This is a genomic window from Streptomyces sp. CBMA156 (assembly GCF_014596515.1).
GTDB lineage: Bacteria > Actinomycetota > Actinomycetes > Streptomycetales > Streptomycetaceae > Kitasatospora.
Map to the genome: position 1 here is coordinate 19,535 of NZ_MSJQ01000291.1, position 24,077 is coordinate 43,611.

A 24,077-nucleotide genomic window follows, 5' to 3' on the forward strand; every position below is an offset into this window, starting at 1 on the left:
CCGGTGCCGTACGACCTGGGCGCCGGCCTCTCCATGTCAGGCGCAGGCTCTGCGTGCCGAATCCACTTTTCGACACCCCCATTGAATGGATTCACACTCGGTCATGAATGCCTGTCTGTATAGACTTGAGTCGCCTATGAGGGCAACATGGAGTGAGGAGTGCGTTCGGTGACGACAGTCCACGACGAGCCCGATAGCCCGGGACCCGACCGGGAGACCGGATCGATACCCGAGGAGGAGCCCGCGGCACCGAAGACACGCAAGAAGGTCACCGGAGTCGAGCTCGAAGAGCACTTTGCGGGCTGGGTGAAGCGCCAACGAGAACGGGGCCAGGCACCCAGCCGGGAGGACAACGCGCGTCTGATCCGACGCAGTGTGACCACAGCGATGGGGGTCGGGATCCTTGCCCTGATCGTCGCCACAGGCGTGACCGGCGAGAGCTTCAAGGCGAGCGCAGCGGACAACGAGGTCCACCTCATCCAGCTCAAGGGACTTCTGGACGATGCCCAGTCCACGCGCGTGACAGCGGACGCCGGCACTCGGCTGTCCAAGCTCACCGAGGCGGCAGCCGCCGACGCGAAAAAGGTCGCGGCCGGGGAGCAGGCCTTCGCCACGCTGTACCACCAGGCCGGCGCCCAGCCCAGCCCGAACAACGGGGCTCCGAACCAGGCCACGCTGGAGATCATCAAGCATCGCAGGAACATGGCCCCACTGTTCAGCAAGAACTCCTTCCTGGTCAGCGACGAGGAGGCATACGGCACCTCATCGCTGACACCATTCGACGCGACCACCAAGATCGACCCGCGCTACGCCTGGTACATCCGCCACGACGGCCAGAACGCAGCTGCCCCGAGCACGTATGTCTGGAAGGTCGAGACGGTGATGCCCGACCTGAGCGCGAAGGGCGGATCGGTGGCGACAAACACGGCAAAGGTCGTCTGGCTGTGCCGGGACACGACGAGCGGTGAGGTGCTCGCCTGGGCGAGCGCGCGCTACGTGGCCAACGGGACGACGGGGGCCTTCGACCACCTGGCGCTCGTGGTGACCGCCACTGGGGCTCAGTACGAGCACCAGGTGATCAAGGTGGCGGCCGGGTCCGGAATCCCTGAACTGGGCGACACGGGCCCACAGGAAGAGAAGGGGAAGCGATGACTGAACAGTCGGCTGCGCCCACGCGGCGGGGATCCCTCCGGCGCAACCTCGCGGCCCTGGCCACGACGGTGACCCTCGCGGTCGTCGCGACGGTTGCCGGCGTGACCTGGAGCAGCCAGCGCGCGGCCCTGGTCGAACAGGAAGTCCAGATCAAGGATGTCGAGGGGCATCTGGCAGGCATTCAGAAGAAGAACGCCGAGCAAGTGAACGCGGACGTCATGGAGGCCCTGGGTGTCAGCCGGAACCGGCTGAGCACCGACGGTGAGCGCATCATGTCGCTGCTCTCGATGACCTTCACCTGGGACTCGGGACAGGGCTACGAAGCGGCGCGCGAGAGCCTGAAGAGCCGGTTCGGTCTCACCGAGAACGAGATGTTCCTGACGTCGTTCATGCCTCCGTCGAGGTTCAACGAGGACGCCCAGGGACGGCGTTACTACTACATCGACACGGTCGGCCTGAACTCGGCCCTCGGCGCGGATCCGGGCATCGAGATCGTCGACGTCAAGGCAGGCGTCTACACCTACGCCGTCCTGGCCGACGTCGAGGTCACCTCCGACGCGGCGTCCCAAAACAAGTCGAGCAAAGCCAACGTCACGGCGCACCGACGTGCGCTGCTCTTCGTCACGATCGACGCCCAGGGCAAGGTCTCGAATCTCTCCGGCACCCCAGCAAGTGGCGAGACCCGCCATTCCGAATGATCCAGACTCCCTTTCAACTCGCCTTGTTGATAGAGTCAGACTGATATCTGAGTGGAGCGGCGAGTTGGGGATCAATGGCATCGACACAGACCGGTGAGTCTGACGTGGCGGCTGGTGTCGGGATCCCGACGAGCTTCAACTCCAGCTTTGAGTGGATCGCCTAGGTGCCCCACCTGGTCAAGCCGACGGCACCGTCACGGTGGCCTGGCTGGCGATGGAGAGCAGGACGGGTACAGGCTGCTGGCCTGGGCCCGCGCCGATTGCGGCCTGGCCCACAAGGCATTCGTGAGTATCCAGACCGGCACGAGGGCCACGGGCGAGACCCTGAAGCAGGGGGGTGAAGGCACCGTGAACGAGGAGATCAAGGACAGGCTGCGCCAGCACTCCGGGAAGATCCGGCTCGGCAGCAGCGGGGCGCTACTCGCACTCTCGGTGTTCACGCTCGTCTCCGGCCTGCTCAGCGACGGCCCGGCCGCGAGGGACACCCAGAGCGACGCACTAGTCCAGAGGCTCGAAGGCAACCTCGGCGACGCCAAGACCACGCTGGCGACGCAACACGCGGCGCTGCTGGCCCAGCTGCCGGGCATGGACATCGAGAAGGTGAACCGTGACTGGGCAACTGGGCGGTCTCTTCCGCTCAGTCTCACCGGCAGCTCGGCGTCGACCCGGACCGTCAAGGAGCAGCAGGTTCTGCTCGACGCGCGCTACGGCTTCCTCGACCACGAATCCCGGGCACTCACCGAGTTCGTGCCGGAGTGGATGACGGCGACCGGAGCCGCAAAGGGCGCCGGAACCACATACACGCTTGCTGCTCTGGACATCGGTGTGAATCGGGTACAGGGCCTGAACTACTCCTACACGAGGTGGCCCGGCTCGATCCGGTCCGCGTTGGAGCGGATCAGCACAACACCACCAAGGGCGAGTTCGCGGTCTTCACCTACTCCACTTCCCACGATGGCACGGTGACTTCGCTGGACGCCTATCGGGCCCCCAGCAAGACCCGCGATGCCGCCAGCGAAGAACGGCCCTCATCCAAGTCCACCGGGTGAGTGGACCGCCCGCTGCTTCAGCACACACCCCACAAGACACCGACGAGACGTAAGGACACGAATATGTCGACCCAGACCCTGGAGAAGACCGAGACGACCGCCCCGACGAGCACGGCCGCGACGACGAAGAAGACCACGGCGAAGGCCGTGAAGGAGCAGAAGGACTCGAAGCTGGGCACCGGATGGCTGCGTCTGACCCCGAAGAAAGAGGCCGGCGGGTTTTCCATCGTGGTGTGGGCGGGGTTCTTCCGGGCCATCGTCCTTCTCGCCAATTACCTGCTGGCGTTCGTCACGGCCGTGGTCGTCATCCCGATGCTGGGCGCCTGGCTGCACCAGCAGTCGGGAGCATCCCGGGGTGCGCTCAGTGCTGACGGAACCATCGCCATGTGGCTGATGCCGCTCCTTTTCATGGTCGCACTGCTCGCCGCGGGCGAGATCGTCGTGATGCGCGGCATGTGGCGCTGGGCAACGCGGATGATCGCGAAGATCCGGGACGCCCGGGGCGAGGCGACCGGGGCCGACGTCACACCGAAGTCCACGACGAGGACCACCAAGCAGAGCAAGACCAACGGCAAGAGGAGCAAGTGATGCGCACCGCAGGACTGACGATGAACGACGTATGGGCCCACCGTGTCCTGCGTGAACGAGGAGTGGAGACGTACCAACTGGAGGGGGTGATCGCCGAGCTCGGCGTCATGGTCGAATCGCTCGAACTCGTGCACCGGGGCAAGGAGGAGAACTACCGCCCGTATCTGCACATGACAGGCGAGCTCCGCTCGGTTACGCCGGCCAAGGCACTGCCGTTCGGCATCTCCCAGGTGACCTACTCCCCTGGCCAGGGCGAGAAGGTGGACGCCTTCTACGAGTTCGATAACCAGCAGCTGTCCGCGCTCGTCAGCAAGGGCTACTTCGCGAGCGGCTTCGCGGTACCCGAGCAGGTCACTGGGATCGAGTGGGAGTTGCCGGCCACAGCGGACATGCTCGTGCTCGCTCCGTCGGGGACGCAGACCGAAGGCGATGCTCCCGTGGTCTTCACCCAGGTCCGCGGTATCGGGGGCTTGGAGATCGATCTCGAGTCCAGCGGCTACGACCTCGCCGACTACTTCGCCGACCACTCCAAGAACGGCGTCCCGCTGATCGAGACTGTGGTCGATGCACGCGGACTGAAGGCGCGCTCGGACGCAATCAACTCGCTGTTCACTGTAGATGAGCTGGGCCTGGACACCGACGTCGAGCAGATCGTCCGAGCGCCCGCGCCCAAGACAGCCCCGGTCGTCGGCGGCATGAGTGCTCGCCTGCAGCAGGTCGAGGCGGAGATCGCCGCCGAACGGGAACAGCACCAGACCGAGCGGGCAAGCACCGAGGGCACCACGGAGAACCTCTACCGGGAGCGCGTGGCTGCACCACTGCGCAGAGCCGAAGAGCAGAAGGTGCCGTTCGCTCCCCCGCTCCCGGTCCGGGAGGCGCAGCGCGACCTGGACCCAGATCTCGGCCTGGAGCCGGCGGAGCGGGAGGCCCGTCGACGTGAAGCCGGGCCCGTCCCGAGCCTGGACGAGCGAAAGCGCCAAGTGGCCCAGCGTGCGGCCGACCTGGACTTCGGCGAGGACGGCGAGCAGATCCTGGGTTCCTGAGGACGGATCAGGAACGACGAGCAAGGCCCCGGTTGCTGGCACACGGCAGCCGGGGCCGTAGTACATCGGTAGCGAGACAGGACGGAGAGCGACGATGAGCCTCAAGCAGGGCATCGTGATCGTCAATGAGTTCAGCGTGCCGCTGCCCGGCGGCACAGGATCGCGCGGCGCGACGCCGGGCGACTACGTCACCCGGTATATGGCCCGCGAGCAGGCGACGGAGTCACTGGCTCCGATCCAGCGCCTGCGCACCGACGATTTCATCCTGCGCTACCTGGCGCGGGAGTCAGCCGTCGAGCGCGCCGGTATCTCGCGGGGCGCGGCGAAGCGTGAGATGCGCCAGGCCCAGGGCAAAGGCGGCGTGGCTTTCGGCTGCGGCTCGATCTCGCTCTCCGACGAGCAGCTCAAAGCGGCCAGCAAGGACATCCAGCACTACTTCGACGCCGGGCACACCGTGCTGAAGACCGTGCTGTCCTTCGACGAGGAGTACCTGCGGAAGCACAAGATCGTCGACGAGGACTTCCACTGCGAAGCCCGCGGTGACTACCGCGGGCACATCGATCAGATGAAGCTGCGCATGGCGATCATGCACGGCCTGGAGCGGATGAGTTCGGGCACCAGCGGCTTCGACGACCTGCACTACATCGGGGTCATCCAGATCGACACCGAGCACGTGCACTGCCACCTGGCCATGGTCGACGGCGGCCGGGGCCAGGTGACGAAGAACGGCACACAGCGCGGAAAGCTGCTGGACCGGCACAAGTCCCGGCTTCGCCGCGGGGTCGATGCCTGGCTCGACGAGAAGCAGGCGGTGGCTCACCTCTCCAGTGCCGTCGGCTACGAGCGGCGCAACGTCACCACTTTCATCAAGCGGTGGGCGCACGAGCGGATCCGTGCCGAGTCTCTGCCGCAGTTCGTGCTCGCATGCCTGCCAGCGAACCGAGCGCTGTGGCGCGCCGACTCGAACGACGCTCGTATGCGCAAGGCGAACGAGCTGGTGACCGAGCTCGTGAAGGAGCAGCTCGAACGTGCCGGGTCCCCGATGCCGGAGGCCATGGAGCGAGTCGTGGACTACGCCAACGATCGCCGGGCGAAGGAGTCGCTGGGCACGGAGGAATGGCAGAAGCTGGTCGAGCGGGGACGCGTACAGATCATGGAGCGCGCCGTCAACGGCGTCTACCAGACACTGAGGGCCATGCCGGAGTCGGAGCTGCGCGCACGCACGCCGATGCTCGACGTCATGGGGATGGACTATCAACAGATGGCGGCACTGGCGGCAGATCGGCAGACGGACGACGAGGACGCGGAAGCAGATCTGGTCTCCTTCGGCTTCCGGCTGCGCAGCTACGCCTCACGTCTGCGGCACCACCGGGAGAAGGTCGAGGTCTACCGCGACCTCGCGCAGCAGTGGGAACGGGCCGAGAAGGGGGGTGTGGCCGCTGAGGACTCGCGCCCGCTCTACGACTTCTACCGCTTCGAGGAGGGCTACCACCGGCGGTTGGCGAGCAAGTACAGGCGCTTCCTGCCCATCCTCGGCGACGCCGGCCAGTGGTACGAACAGCAGCAGGAGGTGGCGGCCTACCGCCAGCGGCTGCTTTCGCTCACGGCGCTGCGCGCGGACACCTCCCTGCAGCGGATGAGGGACCCGGAGGAAGCCGAGAGCCTGGGCCGGACGATCTATGATCAACCCGGCGGCCGGCTCCTGACCGAGGGCGCGCACGGCCGGGCGGTGCTGGACGCACGCATCAGGACGATGAAGCAGTCCTATGACCGGAAGCTGGACGACCTGCGGGCCGATCTCGCTTCCTCAGGCCTGGTGCTGCGCGTGGAGTCGAGCGCCGGGGACGCGGTGAGCACGGAGACCGAAGCGGTCTGCACGGACTTCGAGATTGTTGCCGGTGCCGCAGATGACTTCGACGAAGTCAAGGCCCTGGACCTGCACCACCTGGGCTACGACTTCGCCACCGACATCGAGATCGGGCCGCGCGCACGCCGGAACTTCGCCGGGACGACCCGGGACCGCCGGCGGCTGCTGCTGGCGGCGATGGACTACCTGGACCAGTCCGGTCAGGCCGAGGCGATTTCCGATCTGCCGGTGGACGATGTCGCGGCGATGACACGGGTCTCCCGGGAGCTGACGCCTCAGCGGACGGACAAGGGATCTGGCCCGCTCGTGTTGCGTTCCCGGATCGCGGAGCTGCGCGCCGACCGCGAACAGGGCGAGCGAACGCAGCGGTCCGAGGCTCCCTCGCTGGACGCCGGTCTGATCGGGCGGGTCCAGGCCCAGGTCGATCAGGCGGTGACCTCAATGAACGTAAGAATGGGATTGGACTCGCATTCACCTCCCATCTTGACTCACCCGGAGAGCGACCAGAAGGACTAGTCAAAGCCTTGCCGAATGACCCATGCCGGCATTAGCGTAAGGAGCGCGAGACGGGGAATCGACTCCCTGTCTGGATGATGTGACTGATCACGTCAGACTTGCCAGAGGACAGTCGGAGCAAATGAGGATGAGATCATGGCACTTCTCAAGGGCAAGGGCGCGATGACCGGAGTCAACCTCATCGCGAAGGTCTACAAGAACGGCGTTACGAGGGACAGCAAGTCCCAGTACGCCGACGTCCAGCTCGACGCTCGAGATCCGCGCGGCCCGACGCAGACGAACCTGCACCTGAAGTCCGATCGGATTCCGGGTGAGAACGGCAAGGTCCACCACAACAACGGCGCTCCGTACTCCACCCACCAGATGGAGGAGATCGCCAAGGCTGCGGGACCGAACACCGAGCCGATCCTGGACAAGGGCGGCAACGAGGTCGGCACCATCTACGGCTTCAAGGGCAACGTGATGCCCGCGACACGTGGCACCGGCCTGGTGGTCAACACCAAGTCCGTCGAGGCCTCCGAGTTCAAGGTCGACAACAAGACGCTGGACAACCAGTTCGCGTCCATGCGCGCCGCCCGCGAGGCACAGGCCGCGGCCAAGGAGTCGCAGGCTCAGGCCGCGGCTGTCGAGCCCGAGCAGGCGGTCGAGGTCGACGAGCCGACGGTCGACTGAGGCTGAGTCAAGCCCCTTCTGAAAATACCGGTGGCCGTCCCTGTTCGTACAGGAACGGCCACCACTGACTCGCCCGAGTCGCTACACCACCGGCGCTGGAACCCGAAACAACCACTGGAGTGCCCTGGCAGGCGCGTGTTACCGCGCCGTGCTCAGAACAGTCATATCCGGGATCAGTTGGAGTCCAGCTCCAGGGTTCGGCTGGCTGTCCGTCAGCGCTGGGGCCTCCACTTCACCCAGGAGATCCCTCCATGAATCCTGCGTTCCAACCGGTTCTGCCCCGTCAAGGCGCTCGCCGTCTGGGCGCTGCCCTGCTGACCGCTGTCGCGGTGACCGGCCCGCGCGGTGCTCCGGGCATCTCCGGCCAGCGCGGCCTCCTACAAGTGCACGATGTCCACGAAGTCGATCGACACCGCGAACTACAACGGCCCCTGGGCCGACCAGTGGAAGGCCGGCAGTGCCACGGGGCTCGCGGACGGCGTTCTACAGCCCGACTGGCGCAAGTGCTGTGGCAGGTAGCACAGTCACAACTTCACGGCCTCACCGGTCGTCTAGCGAGCCCAGCTGACCAGCACTTCAATGGCCGCCTTGCCGTCAGGCCGGTTCCGCCCGCCCGAGCACACCGCATGGTGCGGCTGCGCAGAGGGTCACCGATTCAGAGGGCGCCGTCAATCCCCCGACGGCGCCCTCTCCCCCTAAGCGAAGCACCGGGACTTGTGGCCTGCTAGACCGCGCAGTGCGGGGCCCGACAAAGGCCTCGGTCCGCGAGCCCGAGTACGGGGGGTGAGCGACAGCAACCAGAGCACGTCATGAGAGGCGCCGGAGTCCATGGTGCGACCTCTCGCATTTCCCCGCCATATCTGCACTCCAGTGAAGAGGTCTTGTGCGGCATGTTTCAAGAGGTGCAGCTCAACGAGCGCTACCGGCTTCTTTCCAAGCTCTCGGAGCCGCTGAAGAAGGCCGAGCGCGACATCGTCGGCCGCGAGCACGAAATGACACAGCTGCTGGCCTCGATGAGTCGTCCCGAGCTGTGCAACGCGCTCTTGCTGGCCGAAGCCGGCACAGGCAAGACGGCCCTGGTCCAGGCCACGATGCTGGTCGACAAGTACCGCCTCTACCTCGAAGTGGATCCGGCGCGCATGGTCTCCGCGGCCGGCAGTGCCGAGAACATGGCCGCGATGCTCAAGGGCTTCTTCGACGAGGCCGAGGACTTCGTCAGGGACGAGATGCACGAACTGGTTCTCTTCATCGACGAGTTCCACCAGATCGTTCAGCTCTCCGGCGCCGCCGTCGAGGCGATCAAGCCGGTCCTGGCTGCCTCGGGAACCCGCGGCATCAGGATCATCGCGGCGACGACCTACGAGGAGTTCCACAAGCACATCTCGCCGAACCAGCCGCTCGTCGAGCGACTGCAGCGCATCAACCTCGGCCCGCCGGACCAGGTGACGACCATCAAGATCCTTCAAGGCATGGCCGAACGGTACGGGGTGGCGGGCGAGTTCTACGACGACCACATCTTCCGGCAGATCTACGAGTACACCCAGCGCTATATGCCGGCCAGCGCCCAGCCGCGCAAGTCGATTCTCGTGCTCGACTCCATGGTCGGCTGGCATCGCCTGACGCACCGACCGTTGGACCGGGACCTGCTCTCGGACGTACTCATGGAGGCCCTGAACGTCAACGTGGCCTTCAAGGTCGACGGCGCGAAGATCAAGAAACAGCTGGACGAGAAGGTGTTCAGTCAGGACTGGGCGACCGGCGCGGTGGCACGTCGTCTGCAACTGTCGGTGGCGGACCTCAACGACAAGGGAAAGCCGATGGCGAGCCTGCTGTTCACGGGCTCCACCGGTGTCGGCAAGACCGAACTCACCAAGCAGCTGGCGAAGCTGCTGTTCGGCGACGACCAGCGTCACCTGATCCGGTTCGACATGACGGAGTACGCCGAGGACACTTCGTTCGCGGCCTTCCGCTCCGAGCTCACCAAGCGTGTGTGGGACCTCTCCCACGCTGTGCTGCTTTTCGACGAGGTCGAGAAGGCCTCGTCGATGGTCACGCGCGTGCTGCTGCAGGTGCTCGACGACGGCAGGCTCAACGACGACAACAACCGTGAGGTGAGCTTCCTCAACACGTACATCGTGCTGACGACGAACGCCGGCTCGGAGATCTACAAAAGCATCTCGCAGTACGCCGCCGACGATACCGGCTCGGGCAAGCAGCTGATGGAGTACGAGAAACTCATCCGCCGCTCGATCTCCTCGACGACGGGCGACAACCGGTTCCCGCCCGAGCTGCTGGGCCGTATCGACGCGATCGTCCCTTTCCAGCCGCTGTCACTGCCGACGCAGCGGAAGATCGTGCGGAAGAAGCTGCGCCAGATGGTGCAGGAGGTGTTCGTCAAGCACAACGTGCGGGTCGACGTCGATTCGAGGGTCCTGCAGTATCTCATCGAGGACAAGGGCGACACCGACTCCGATGCCGGTGGCGCACGTGCGGCCGTGTCGAAGCTGACCGATGAGGTCATCACCGCGGTGGCGACGTTCCTCAACGAGCACCCCCCGGAGCGACGGATCCGCATCGACATCGTCGGCGACCTGGTCAGCGATGACAAGAACCTGCTGAGTTCCGATGCCTACGTCGAGGTCAGCGCGGTGCGATGAGTCAGTCAAGGACGACGACAACCAGCGACTAACGAGTCGATAGTCCATCCACTCCCTTTGGCTGCCTACTCAGACAGGGTGGCTATAGGATCTAATAAATCAGGCGAACTGTGCTCCTTTAGCGAAGGGATTGGCATCGATGGGCATTCTGGGAACGGCATCGGTCCGCCAGAGGAAGGAACGGAAGAAGAAGACCGACGAGCTTCTGGCCTCCGTGGTGAGAGAGACGGCGATCCCGGCCGCAGTCGCGCTGCTGCGGTCGAACACTCCGTTCGTCCTTCCCAGCGGGACGGCCTGGGTGATGCTCGTGCTTGCAGCCGACGACATCGGCGGCTTGAGCAAGCGGCACGGCCGGGACGAGGCCAAGGGCTCGATCATCGAGCTCATCAGCTCCGACCAGATCCGCACCGTGGCCACGGCGGAGATGATCGAAGAGGAGGTCTTCGGCATCATCCCCACCGGCGAGACGCTTGCGCGCGTGGAGGAGTACTCACTGCTCACCGGCGCCACCTACACCTGGGCCGTCGTGTGGCAGAAGCCAGGCGGCGATCTCCTCGTCGATCTGGTGAACGATGCGACCTTCGCTCAGGCGCGTTCTGTCCTCGCAGGCACCACGAGTCTCGAAGAGGCTCTGGGCGAGAAGGCGTGGGCGGAGCACAGCGGCATGGTCGCCGAAGTCGGGGCCATTGCCACTGTCCCCGAGGTCCTCGGGGAGGACAAGGGGGATCCGATCTTCGACGCGATCCCCGAGGACGACGTCGCTGACGAGGGCCCGGACGACGAACCGCTCTTCAGTGACGTCGTCGACGACGAGGAGGCGGACACACCCATGTTCGACGAGGACGACGCGGGCACCGCTCCAGTCGAATCGGGGCCGGACCACGACAGCGACAAGGTGGCCGGCTACGAGGGTTTCGACGAGACCGACGCCGACTACGGTGTCGAGGGTGACCACCAAGAGGCCGGCGACACTGTGCTGCCGGCCAATCAAACCCAGGTGCGCGACGTCATCGCCCGCCGGTTCCTCTCCGAGGAGCTGAACCTGGATGTCCGGCTCGATGAGTTCAACGCGACCTTCGCCATCGGCGCACCGGTCGTGCAGATCGCTGTGCCCGAGGGCGCGACGGAGTGGCTCGGGGACCAGGTCGCCCAGCTCAACAGGCAAGCCAACGCCGATCTGACGCAGCTCCGTTCCGCGCACGAGGATGAGCTGCGCGCGCTCTACGTCAACCTCATGTCGGCACACACCGAGCAGGTCATCCGCGATGTGGCCACCGACCGCGCGGGCTCCCGGTACAAGCTGCTGAAGGACGCCGCCGAGTCCGAGCACCAGCAGCGGCAGACGGAGAAGGACGAGAAGATCCGGGCCCGCCGGGCAGAGATCGCCAAGGACTACGAGTCGCAGGCCACCAAGGTGGCCCAGCAGGCGGCACTCTCGGCGGAACTGCAGTACAAGGAGCGCAACCGCTCGAAGATGGAGCGCGAGCAGATCGACTCCGTTGCCGTGATCGAACGGGACATCGAGGATACCCACGCGCACAACCAGCAGGAGATCCTACGGGTCCGGCGTTCGGACGCGACGCTGAAGATGCAGACCGGGCAGACCCGGATCTTCGAGGTTCTGGCCGAGCGGCAGTCGGAGTACCTGACAGCCGAGGAGAAGCGCCTGAACCGGTGGAAGTCCGAGATCCAGCGGATCGTCGACGACAACCGCAAGGCCGACATCGCCCAGTCCGAGACGCTGGCCGAGCACCTACGAACCAAGGACGAGATCGGCGTCCTACGCAGGGAGCAGCAGGGCCTCCTGGAGTCGGTGCGCGCTGAGCACGCCGACCGGATCCGCCAGATGGGGGAAGAGCTCGAACGCAACCGCAAGGACGCCATCACGCAGATGACGGCTCGGGACGCCGAGTGGCAGCACAACCTCGACCTGGAAAAGGAGAAGACCAGCTCTCAGGTAGCGCGGGCCACCGACCTGCTCCAGCGGCTGTCGACGGTCGAGGATTCCGTGGCCAGGCGGTATGAGGTGCGCCTGGCGGAGATGCAGGCCGACAAGGAATCCTACGCCAACGAGCTGGCGCGGGCCTCCGAGATGCAGAGCCGCTCGAACAAGATCCTCGTCGTCATGATCGTCACGCTCTCGCTCCTGATGGCCGTGGCCGGCTTCATCGTCGGCGTGGTCTTGGCCCGTTGAACGATCCGGTCAGTCCGACGGGTGATCTTACGGCGCATGGGGCGCGTTCCCCATGCGCCGTCGGCGTCTGCGCAGGCAGGCGCGCTGGACAGCAGAACGGGCGAGACCCGAGAGCAAGGGATCACGATGGCCACGAACAGGCGGAAGGCGTCACGGCCTGAGGCGAGCAGCTGGGACAAGATCTCAGCGCGGTCGCCCGGCGAGACGTTGACGAACCGAGACGTCTACGACAACCAGCAGCTCGATCGCAGCGAGTTCTCGACCCTGAGGTCGACCAGACCGGGCATCGTCGTCGCGGTGATTGCCGGCACGCTGGTGACGGTCGTCGTCTGGGTCCTCTACTCGCTCATCGCCACGGCGGTGCTCTCGGCGGGCACGTCCGCGGGTTCGGGCAGGCCTGGCAGCAGTACCGGCATGCCGAGCGTGTACTACGTCCAGGACACCACGACAGGTGCGGGCGGCTCGGTCGTGAAGTGCTACCGGCCTCTGGCCGAGAACGGCAACCCGGATGTGAAGGCCAGGTGTTATCCCAGCGCCGAGGCTGTCCCGGTCCCCCGCTGGTACACCGCGGCGAAGGACGGCAGGCCCGGCGCCGAGAGGTCGGCTGAGTCCAAGAAGAACTCGACGACCGTCGGCGAACAGCTGGCCGACGTCTCGGGGTTCAAACTCTTCATCACGCTCGGCTCGGGTCTGATGGTCGGCCTCATCATCGGCACGTGGTTCTCGCGGAAGGTCGCCGCGGCGAACCTGATGAACGACACGAGCGACATCAACCAGTACCACAACGACCAGCACATCGCCCTGCCGGAAGAGATCCAGCAGAACTACGACTGGTTCCCCGACGCCGGTGCTCACTCGAACGTGCAGGTCAGCTCGATGCTCAGCCACATGATGCTCAGGAAGAAAGGCCTGGGCACCGTCGAGGTCGCCCAACGCGCCACGAAGGACGTCATCGGCGAGAAGGGGCACCCTGTCTACTACGCGGGCGAGGTCATGGACGACGACGAGGGCAATCCGCTGACGCAGACCCTGCCGATCATCGACGAGGACTTCGGCGACGAACTGTTCGAGGCATCAGGGCTCCCCGAGGACAAGGGGCTGCGTCAGAAGTACGACACCAGGCTGATTCCGTACAACCCTGACGGCCGGAACCGGGACAAGCTCGGCTTCGGGTCGGACAAGTACCAGACCGTCGCTGACCTGATCAAGGAGGACTGGGCGTTCCCGGCGTACGAGGTCCAACGCCCGGCCGGGGCGTACGTGGTCGACACCGCGCCGGTGAACACCATGGTGCTGGCCATCACCCGGGCCGGTAAGGGCCAGACATACATCGAGCCGGTCATCGACATGTGGTCACGTGAGAAGAAACCCTCGAACATGGTCATCAACGACCCCAAGGGCGAGCTGCTGGTGAAGAACTACGTCGCCCTGGTCACTCGCGGGTTCGAGCCGGTGCAGTTCAATCTGATCAACTCCATGAAGACCGACATCTACAACATCCTGGGGCTGGCGGCCGACGCGGCACGTGAGGGCAACTTCACCAAGTGCGCACTGTACGTGGAGAACATCGCCGGGATCTTCTTTCCGCTCGACGGCGGCGAGGACCCGGTCTGGCCCAATGCCGCCAACAACGCCTTCAAGCGCGCGGCCTACGGACTCATCGACTTCTACCTGGAGGAGGAGCGGGAGCTGCGCAGCGCCGCGGCCGTGGTGAACATGGATCTGGCCCTGGTGGAGCAGAAGCTCGACGACCTCTGGGGCAAGGTCACCCTCTACAACTGCTACCAGCTCTTCGTACAGATGAGCTCGAAGAAGATCAAGAACCCTGAGGCCGAGCTGGAGAAGCGGGTCAAGGCCGGCGAGTTCGAGAACAACGAGGACGCCTTGGCCGAGGAGCAGGAGAAGGCGGCTGCCCAGGCCTTCATGTGGGAGGGCAAGGCTGATCAGGACATGCTCAGCCTGTACTTCAACGCGAGCGAGGAGCTGCCCCGCAACAACATGCGCACGCTGGTGGGCAACGCCCACAACGCGCTGCGCTCGATGGCCGGGGCGGAGAAGATGCTGGCCTCGGTGTACGGCATCGCGATCACCGCCATGTCGTTCTTCACCGACCCCACGATCTCGACGCTGACCTCGGGCAAGCCCTCGCAGAACACCGACCTGGCCGGCCTGAGCTTCCCGCGTCGCCTCGGCGTGCGTTTCGCGCCGAACTACGTCAAGCGCGACCACCTCGTCGGTCAGCAGGCCGTGTGGTCGGCCTACGCGGACCCGATGTTCACCGAGAACCTGGGCGAGGACTTCACACACGAGGAGATCGTCGGCCGCGAGGGATGGGCGCGGTACAACTTCAAGGGCAAGTTCCCCGACGACGAGGCCTGGCTCAAACTGGAGCTGGTCAACCCGCAGACGAAGATGCTGGTGCGGACCTTCTACTTCAGCTTCACGAAGAACTACCGGCTCTCACTCAACGGCCGGCACTACGTGGTCGAGCCGGTGACGGGCAGGAAGATCGTGAAGAACGGTGTGATGCGTGAGCTCAAGCCGGTACGCGAGGGCGGCACCCGGGACGGGCGGATCCTCTCCTTCCAGCCCGGGGACACGCTCTACCCGGACACACGGCTGGACTTCTCCGGCGGCGGCAATCCGGAGAAGGTCTCGTACCAGGCACGGGCGATCACTCAGACACTGGCGCGCTACTCGGAGTCCCCGAAGGCGCTGTTCCTGGTGACTCCGCCGCACCTGATGAAGTACGCAAAGCTGATCCTGATCCTGGTCAAGCAGCTGTTCGACGTGAGCGCCGACCAGGCGTACATGACGAAGTCGAACCAGAAGCCGCTCTACCGCACGCGGTTCATGCTCGACGAGCTCGGAAACCTGCAGTCGGAGGGCAAGGGCATCGACGGCTTCGAGACGATGCTCAGCATCGGTCTCGGCCAGGAGCAGCAGTTCACGCTCATCCTGCAGACCCTGCAACAGCTGCGCGATGTCTACGGCGAGTCGGTCGACAAGATCGTGCAGGGCAACACCTCGAACATCGTGTTCCTGAAGTCCACGGACGACTCGATGATCGAGACGCTGGAGAAGATGAGCGGCAAGACGCACCGGTCGTACAGGGACAGCAAACAGATCAGCCAGGATCTCGACAAGCTCATCGGCGGCAAGACCGAGGGCCGGGTCTCCTACACGATGACCACCAAGGAGGAGCCGCTGATCAGCTACAACGACATGGCATTCCTCGCACCGCGAAACTCGATCGTCTTCCGCGCCGGCGACGCGCCGATCTGGAACCGCAACCAGACGATCCTGCCGATGTCGTTCCGGCTGCTGGGGAACACGATCAAACACCCTGGACACACGTACTCACTGCAGACGATCCCGACCTTGTCCAGTGCCGTGGACTTCGACGTACGGATGAATCAGCCGGACTTCGTGAAGATGCTGGAGAAGCGTATGCGGCAGGCGGTCAGGGCCGCGGACGCGAAGGCGCAGTACAAGGAGATCTACGGCTACCAGGAGGTCGACATCGAACGCCTGGACCCGGATGTCTACGCCGACGAGGTCATGGAGGTCATCACCACGATGACCACGGTCGACCAGGGTCAGGACCCCAGCGCCCCGGTGGTCGTCGACCCCGATGAGTACACCGGGATGAGCATGTTCGACGAGGACCAGTTCATCGAGAACGTCGAGGTCGGGGTTGCGGTCGCCGAGAGTCGGGCGGTCAGCGTCGAGCGGCAGCGACTGCTCTACGCCGAGGGGACGATCAGCAAGGAGATGCTGGTCAACCCCGACGGGTCGGCGAAAGTCAAGAGCCTGGACATCGAGATCGGTGAGGCCTACAAGTCGGCGCAGACCGAGCTGGAACAGGATCGCGAGCACTTCTCGGTCGGCGGCGACGGCGAGCTGCGCAGCACCGATGGATCCCAGACGTATATCAGCCGGATCCGCTCGGACGCGTACGCCCGTGCGGCCCGCCGGATCAACGGTCACGTGAACGACGGGGACTCGCGGGTGTTCGCCGAGGAAGACGTCACCGAGCAGGATCTGAAGTCGCTGGTGACGGTGATGGTCCACTCGGCCTTCTACCAGTACCTGGCCTCGCTGCCGAGCTGGGAGGTGCTGGCCGACGGCCGGTTCGACCGGGCCATGGCCATCGAGATGAACTCGAAGTAGCCGACGGCCACTTGGGGGCCTGGCGAGGATGAAGGCCAGTGCCGGGGTTGCCTCTCGACCAAGAGGGACAACCCCAGTACTGGCCTTTCGAATGACCTATCGCTTCCTTTGGATGGACAGGTTAGTATCTATGGATACTTATGCAACTCCGAGTGTCCATAGGAGCTTGATTAGTAGTGAAGAAGGCACACGGACTGCGCAGATACTTCTACGAGTACGTCTACTACAAGGCAGTCGAGCAAGCCCGGGAACAGACCGGACAGGTCATTCCGATCTCCCAGGCCAAAGCGATCCGCGCCCGGGTCGACGAGCTCCTCGGCCGGCAGGGCACCGCGCTGGCCGACCCGCAGCTGGGCGTCACCGACTGCCTCACCGCCATCGACCAGGCACTCGGCGAGCGGGTGGCCGGCTACGAGCCGCAGTTCGGTGACCACTCCCCGCGGAACGAGCGCTACCAGCAGTCGCAGCGGGAGTTCACCCGCGCCACCGGCGTCGGTACCCAGGTGGACCCGAAGTCGGCCCGGCTGCCGATCAGCCCCTACGACCCCCGCTGGTCCGAACGCGCGACGGTGAAGCGCGCCGGGACTGCGCTGGTACACCTGCCGGACGAGACGATCGGACGCGTGGCCGACGGTGAGGTGGAGACCCTGGCCGACCCTCGGCGCGGAAACATGGCGCTCTGGCGCATCGACGACGAGGGCAGGCCGTTCGAGGCAGGCCGCGCGATGACGAGCGACGACGCCGCCGGACTCACCACACTGATGGACAAGATGAGCCAGCGGGAATACGACCAGGTCCGCGAGTGGGTCATCGACGGCGGCCGGACCCCGCAGACCAACCACGTCGACCGCAACCGCTTCATGTCCCGGCGCGCCGTGGCGCGCTCGGCGGCACTGCTCGAAGAGCTGAAAGCTCAGGGCGTGTCCTACGAGGTGATGCGCGACCGCGAGCCGGGCCAGATCAAGGCGAGGATCGCCGGGACCGGCATGGAGATCCGCCTCATCGACACGCGCCAGGAGGAGTACGCCGGGGCCCGGATCTACGACAACGGCACCGTACTGCGCTACTCGACGAACTACCGGGTCCCCGGCAGCATGGCGGTCTACTCCCCCTCGCCGACGGAAGCTGTCCAGCTGCTGCGCTTCGCCCAGGGCCATCGCGTCGAGCGCACGGATCTGCCGGGGCACGCCGCCGGTGGGACCGGCACAACGCACCAGGAACGCGGCCGCGCCCGCACGGTGGTGAATGTACCCGACAGCTACCACGTCGACCGCGAGTCGATGTTCGTGGTCGGCGACTACACGGTCCCCGGCGAGTCCGGCCCCCGGCCCGGGGCGAAGGTGATGCTGCGCCGGGACGCGAAGAACCGCTCGCTGCCGGCCTTCTTCATCGACGCCGAGCCAGCCGAGGCCTATGCGAAGGCCGCCGTCGAGAGTGCTCGGGCGAACCTGCAGGCAGCCCTTGGCGTCGAGCACCTCATTGCTCGTGCCGAGGACGAGCTGGAGAGAACCGGCGGACAACTGGATGCGATCGAGCCGCCGGAGTACTCGGCTGACGCCGAGGTCGCTGCGATTCAGCGCTCATACTGGGACGTGCTCACCGGCGCGAACAGCGACCTGCTGCGCCCGGGCGCGACCGAAGAGATGTACCAGGAGCGCCTGGAGGAGATCGGCGAGCTACAGCCTGGGGAGGTGCCCGAGATGGGCAACCTCGCCTACGGCGGCACCGCCGTCGAGAAGGTCCGACAGCACGCCGAAGACATCCCCTTCGAACTCATCGGGACCTGGGAGGCCCAGCCCCACCACATCAACGGCGAGTGGGTCGACCAGCGCTTCAACCCGGACCGGGTGGCACGGTACATGACCAGCCCCACTGGGCAGTGGTCGAACCTCGACAACCTCGCCTCGGCGCTTCGTCGCTGCGGGGTCTCCCCCGACGAGGTGATGGGCTCTACCTTCCAGACGACCCGGTTCAAGGACCGGCTCGTCCGCTTCAACGCCGAGCGCTCCGTACCGATCGCCGATCACGAGTCTGCGTTCATACGGCGCGTCGGGGTCACCGTGCGTGACAGCATCGAGCGCAACGCGGCGACGGTCTCCGAGATCCTGATCGACGAGCAGGGCGTCATCCGCTGGAGCGGCGAGAAGCTGCGCCGTGACGGCAAGGGGAGCCCGATCTCGGGCGAGATCGGTCAGGTCTTCGATGTCGGCGAGTACGGCGAAGTCACCACCGCCTTCGCCAGCGGGAGCAACGCCCTGGTCGTGCCGGGCTACGAGGCCACGATCACGGCCCAGGCTCCGGGCGAGGCTCCGACATCGGTCGAGGAACGCACCCGCCTGCGCGGCTACGAGCAGCTCATGCACGAGCGCATCCAGTACCAGATCGCCGGCGACCTCATCTCCGGACGCAGCGTGACCGGCGAGCCCTCCTCCCTCAACGCGGTCTACTCACAGCTGTACGGCACCAAGCACCCGGTCGACTTCATCGAGCGCGCCACCACGTACCGGCTCGACGAGTCCACCGGCGAGCTCACGGGGCACCTGGACGAGTGGACGGCCGCGACCCTGCAGACCGAGGCGCGTCGTGTGCGCTACTCCAACGAGATCAAGGCAGGCTCGACGATCTACGCCGAGTACCGGGCCCAGCGCGACCGAACCGACCCGGCTGACGACAACCGCTTCGACGCCTGGCGGCTCACCGGCGGGCGGAACATGACGGTGCTCACCGGCAAGGACCGGAACAACGTCGTCGCGCCCAGCGGCTACTTCGACCCGGTGATGACCGGTGGCGCGACCAACCAGGGCATCGTGCGGTACCTGACCACTCAAGCCCGGGTCGACGCCGACGGCCGGATCGCACCAGGGGACGACAGCGTGGGCGGACAGCGTGCACCGCTCATGGCTCTCCCCGAGCTCGAGACGCTGCGGTACGACCCGTTCGACCGCCAGCAGATGACGGCCTCGACGATCATGCAGTCGTCTGAGGTCACCGCGCCGGCGAAGACGGCGCTGATGACCTTCGGTGGTTGGACGGCCGACGATCCGATCGTGGTGTCGAAGGAGTTCGCCGAGCGCCACCGCATCCGCGGGGCCGGCGGCCGGGAACGCGATCTCGTCGTAGGCGACAAGATCTCGGACCTGCACGGCAACAAGGGCGTGATCTCACTGATCGTCGACCGGGACATGCTGCTGCAGGACGCGCAGGAGCAGGATGTCGTCGAGGAGGTCAACTGGTTCCGGGCCAACCCGGGCCTGGACGTGGTGATGAGCCCGTTCAGCCTGATCTCCCGGCGCAACGCGGGCTCGGCCCGCGAACTGATGAACGGGAACGTCTCCGACCTGCGCTCGCCCGACGGAGAACTGCGGCCGAATGCCCTGGGCGAAATGCGCTTCGTGGTCACCCACATGGCCGTCGACGAGAAGACGAAGATCTACGACGACCAGCAGGTGCGTGCCGGAAAGGGCCGTAAGGCCTCCTCCCAGCTGGCCTGGGCCCTCCAGTCTCAGGACTGCCCGGCGATCATGCACGAGTTCTACGGCCACAACAGCGGGGCCGAATCGAACCTGCGCGAGTATCTGCTGGTGACCGGCATGGACATGGCGGCTGACGGCACACTGCGGGTGATCGGCCAGACCGAAAGCCTCGACGAGCGCCCCGAGCGCCGGTTCATCCCGATGCCCGGGCTGCTGCGCACCCAGCCCCGCAAGGTGGGCCAGCTCCCGGGACTCAACGCCACGGCGATGCGCAAATCCTTCGGCGCCCTCATCGGCGACCGCGGCGGCGACATGGAGATTCCGTTCCCGCTCACCTATCCGACCGGTGAGCGAACCGAGACGGTGAGCGCGAACTCGTGGAAGCTGCCGGTGATGTCCTCGCATCTGCGCAGCGGCCAGGAGTTCGAGGACGGGTCCTCCGTCACGCACGACTACACCCGCGGCTACCAGGACGTCTTCGTCGAGGCCTGCCGCTACCGCTACATGGCCGAGCAGCTCGCCGGCCAGGGCCTGTCCGCGGAGAAGCGCGTCGAGGTGCGCCACGGTATGAGTGAGTCGGTCTCGCGCGCTCAGCGCGCCTTCGAGGCGATCACGACCGACGTGCGGAACCGGGTACTGACAGGCAAGAACAACATCTTCAAGACCGGGCTGATGGCCTCGCGGCTCACCGACTCGGCGACGATGGTGTGGACCTCAGACCCGCGACTGGACGTCGACCAAGTCGCGCTCAGCTCGGTCAAGGCCGAGCAACTGGGGCTGGCCGAGGGCGACCACGCGCTCGTGTGGCGTGACCCGGTGCTTCGTGACGCCGGCGTGCGCTACATGCGGGTCGCGATCGATGACCGGCTCACCGGCGCCGCGATCAACCCGGTGATGGACGCCTGCTTCGACGGCGACTTCGACGGCGACGCCGTCGCGGTGGTGAAGCTGCACAGCGAGGCCGCCAAGGCTGAGGCCCTGGCGAAGCTCTCGGTGCCTGCCAACCTGCTGGACACCGGCGTGGTCAAGGGCGATGGCTCGCACCCGCTGGCCATGCAGGTTTCTCTGGACACCCAGGTCGCACTCTCCAAGGACGTTGCACTGGCTGAGGAGTTTCAGAGTTCGCGGAGCGAGGCGAACCGGCTCCGGCTGCAGGCGCTCACGGGCGCAGAGCAGCCGGAGGACATCACGCTCGCCCAGCAGGTCGTGACGGAGGAGCTGAGCGTGCTGTACCGCCAGGCGCAGCGCGGCGAGTTCGGTGCGGCGCTGACGTTCTCGGATCCCGAGGCGCACCTGCAGAGTGTGCGCGAGGTCTGTGTCGAGACCGGTGCCAAGGGGAGTGAGAAGAAGCTCACCGACTACGCCCGGAACCTTGGCGATGCGCAGGGCACACCTGGCATCACGCAGGCCGACCAGGAAGCCTCGATGTTCGCCACGGCGATCAAGGCCCACGGCACCGGTCTGGGCGGCTCATTCAGCCAGCGCGCCGTTCGCGCGCTGCGCGGCGAGGACCTCAAGGCCGTCCTGGAGGTTACCTACCCGGTGACCCAGTCGATTCTGCAAGCCAAGCACGACGCTGCCGAGGCCCGGCACAAGTACGCGATGCTCCAGGGCCCCGGCCGCGATCTCTGGAGGGGCCGCAGCATCGCGCACGTCGGCCCGGGCCAGTGGCGCACGGCGCTCCTCGACGGTGAGCCCGTCCAGGCCACGGCTGAGGAGTGGGAGAAACAGTTCATTGAGTTCTACGAGTCCAAGGAGGGCTTCGGAGTCACGGTCAACCCGGACTATGTGGCCCGCGTGGCCGGTGCGCTGGAGGACCCGAAGACCGGCCTCATCCGCAACTTGGAGGAAGACGCGTCGCTGCGGGGCACCGTGATGGACCGGATGGCCTATGGCGGCGCCTTCGCCGATCTGGTCGAGGCCGCCAGGAACCGCGAGAGCGTCTACGAAGGCGAGAAGAACGAGCAGTTCGCATCCTCGGGGACACGGAAGGCTCGGACACAGTTGTCCCGGCAGCTCGACCGGCTTGGCGCCGCCGAGACACACAGCCTGGACAACGCCGTGATCGCTGTCGACGACTCGGTGGTCAAGCGCGACGTGATCTCTCAGAACGCGGATGCCTCCCGCACTCGCGGCGCGCATCGCCGCTCTGCGCATGCCGTGCGCGTGGGCGCGGCGCGTCGGGTGTACACGCCGAGCATCGAGATCGACCAGCCGCAGGGCGACGGCGACTACGGGATGGGGTATTGAGATGGCACAGTACAAGGAGCTGGGAACGGGCCCCCCAGGTCGTCGGCGCGCGGCCAAGGTGCTTCCCGTGGGCGACGATCGGCATCAGGCCGATGAGCCCGGAGGCAGCGCGTATGCCAAGTCGGACTCGCGCTCGGACGAGCCGATCGACGCTGAAGTGATCGGCGAGCCGGGACCGGAGGACGCCGACGGTGCGCGCGTCTGGCGCGATCGTCTCCGGGGCCGTACCCGAGGGTTCTTCGGTAGGAAGACCCGGGAGCGGATGGTCGACCGTGAGCGCTTGCACCGGATCGACGTCGACCGGGCCGAGGACGAGAGCGAGATCCTGAATCAGCGCGAGCAGCTGCTCAAGCTCCGGGCGGAAACACGGCTGGCCGGTGAGAAGTACATGGCCTCGCTACGGGACTCGAAGCTGTTGGTGCCTGGCTTCAACGACGAGGAGCGGACGCGGGATCTCGGCGTCATGCATCACGTCTACATGCAGATGATGATGCAGTCGTGTCTCAAGCCGCTCTCGCGCGGCGTGAATGCCAACTCGATCATCCAGGCGGTCGGCATGGTGATGACGATGCGGATGCTCGCCCCGGACTTCAGGGAGGAGATGGACAGCTACCTCCAGCCTCTCAAGGACAAGATCCAGGAGCGCATCGACACCAGGACCCGTGGCCTGGTCGCCTCTGCCGAGATCGGCATCGCACACCGGCAGAGGATCTTCCATGACGTGCCGAGCGACGCCCGGCGCGAGCGCCTCGTCGGCAGCACGGATCCGCGTGACCACCTGACGAAGAAGTGGCGCAAGCGCTTCGACGCCATGCAGCACCGTGAGCGCGGCAACCGGGAGATGTTCACTCCGGACTCGGCAGCCATGACCGAGGTCGCACTCATGGAGAACGCCTTCTGGAAGATGCGTGAGCCGAGCGCGGACGCCGGCCTGATCCGCGACAGCTACCGGGCAATGCGCAAGCGGCTGCACGAGCAGACGAGTGAGGACGGCCTGGAGCGCCAGGAGGTCGTCCAGCGCGCGCGACGGATCATCGGTGAGCGGATGGAGTACGAGCCCGAGCTGCGCACGATGTTCAACGGCGTGGCCCACGGCCGGATCGTCAAGGCACCGACGCACGAGGAGCGGATCGCGGGCTCGGACCGTGTCCGTACGGTGTGGAGCGGGGAGTTCGACGACCAGCTGGGCCGGCGTCTGCCCGAGGACGCGATGTTCACGCTACGCCGACCCATGGACGCGGACGCCCACCAGATCCAGCTCGCCGAGACGATGAGGACCTCGCTGCTCGACGCGATGGGCCGCGGCGACCAAGAGGGCTACGGGGGCACCATGCTCGGCTACCTGGTCGGCTTCGCGGCACAGAAACAGGGGCTGGACACCAGCGGGCTGCCCGACATACTCCAGCACCGCCTGGACCAGTCCGAGGTGATGATCGCGAGCATGGACATCGACGGCCTGCCGCCCGAGGACCGGCAGCGGGTCTACTCCAACGCGTACGTCGATGCGATGGAGGCAGTGAACGAGAAGTACCCGGATCTTGAGGCCGAGCTGCAGCGGAGCCTCGGAGAGAACTGGCAGCAGACGCTGCAGGCCGCGGTCGACGACCCGGGTGTCTTCTTCGAGGAGCAGCGGCGCACGCCGCAGTCGCGCCCTACTGGTCCGTCGGCCGAGCAGCAAGCCAGCCCGCAGGATGAGGCCGGTTCCGAGGACTACCAGCCCGCCTGAGGACGATCCGAGAAACGCG

At 66.0% G+C, this 24,077-nt stretch carries 13 protein-coding genes; all 13 read left to right on the top strand.

Annotation, left to right across the window (positions count from 1 at the left end):
- Nucleotides 1-168 precede the first annotated feature (168 nt).
- On the top strand, nt 169-1,152 hold the full coding sequence (locus BU198_RS25085) for a hypothetical protein (RefSeq protein ID WP_188299128.1): 984 nt from the start codon (nt 169-171) through the stop codon (nt 1,150-1,152).
- Entirely contained in the window at nt 1,149-1,850 is a 702-nt protein-coding gene (locus BU198_RS25090) for a hypothetical protein (RefSeq protein WP_188299129.1), read from the top strand. Before BU198_RS25085 ends, BU198_RS25090 begins: the two co-directional genes overlap by 4 nt.
- Nucleotides 1,851-2,135: 285 nt before the next feature.
- Nucleotides 2,136-2,816, top strand: a complete 681-nt coding sequence (locus BU198_RS25095; protein ID WP_188299130.1) for a hypothetical protein — start codon at nt 2,136-2,138, stop codon at nt 2,814-2,816.
- 146 nt (nt 2,817-2,962) lie between these two features.
- On the top strand, nt 2,963-3,487 hold the full coding sequence (locus tag BU198_RS25100; RefSeq protein WP_188299131.1) for a hypothetical protein: 525 nt from the start codon (nt 2,963-2,965) through the stop codon (nt 3,485-3,487).
- Complete coding sequence (locus BU198_RS25105) at nt 3,487-4,530, top strand: hypothetical protein (RefSeq protein ID WP_188299132.1); 1,044 nt, start codon at nt 3,487-3,489, stop codon at nt 4,528-4,530. The genes BU198_RS25100 and BU198_RS25105 overlap by 1 nt, the downstream gene beginning before the upstream one ends.
- A gap of 94 nt (nt 4,531-4,624) precedes the next feature.
- Nucleotides 4,625-6,913 carry a relaxase MobL gene (gene mobL / locus BU198_RS25110; RefSeq protein WP_188299133.1) on the top strand — a complete coding sequence of 763 codons (2,289 nt, stop codon included), beginning with the start codon at nt 4,625-4,627 and terminating at the stop codon, nt 6,911-6,913.
- A gap of 135 nt (nt 6,914-7,048) precedes the next feature.
- Entirely contained in the window at nt 7,049-7,585 is a 537-nt protein-coding gene (locus tag BU198_RS25115) for a hypothetical protein (protein WP_188299134.1), read from the top strand.
- A gap of 390 nt (nt 7,586-7,975) precedes the next feature.
- The gene (locus BU198_RS43440) at nt 7,976-8,104 is read left to right on the top strand and encodes a hypothetical protein (RefSeq protein WP_262987066.1); all 129 of its coding nucleotides are present in this window, start codon (nt 7,976-7,978) and stop codon (nt 8,102-8,104) included.
- Between the two features lie 383 nt (nt 8,105-8,487).
- Nucleotides 8,488-10,242, top strand: coding sequence for an AAA family ATPase (locus BU198_RS25120; RefSeq protein ID WP_317620313.1), 1,755 nt, complete (start codon nt 8,488-8,490; stop codon nt 10,240-10,242).
- A 139-nt stretch (nt 10,243-10,381) separates the two neighbouring features.
- Entirely contained in the window at nt 10,382-12,436 is a 2,055-nt protein-coding gene (locus tag BU198_RS25125) for a hypothetical protein (RefSeq protein WP_188299136.1), read from the top strand.
- A 207-nt stretch (nt 12,437-12,643) separates the two neighbouring features.
- The gene (locus BU198_RS25130; protein ID WP_223244910.1) at nt 12,644-16,609 is read left to right on the top strand and encodes a type IV secretory system conjugative DNA transfer family protein; all 3,966 of its coding nucleotides are present in this window, start codon (nt 12,644-12,646) and stop codon (nt 16,607-16,609) included.
- Between the two features lie 176 nt (nt 16,610-16,785).
- On the top strand, nt 16,786-22,332 hold the full coding sequence (locus BU198_RS25135) for a hypothetical protein (RefSeq protein ID WP_188299138.1): 5,547 nt from the start codon (nt 16,786-16,788) through the stop codon (nt 22,330-22,332).
- A 1-nt stretch (nt 22,333) separates the two neighbouring features.
- The gene (locus tag BU198_RS25140; protein ID WP_188299139.1) at nt 22,334-24,058 is read left to right on the top strand and encodes a hypothetical protein; all 1,725 of its coding nucleotides are present in this window, start codon (nt 22,334-22,336) and stop codon (nt 24,056-24,058) included.
- Nucleotides 24,059-24,077: the final 19 nt, after the last annotated feature.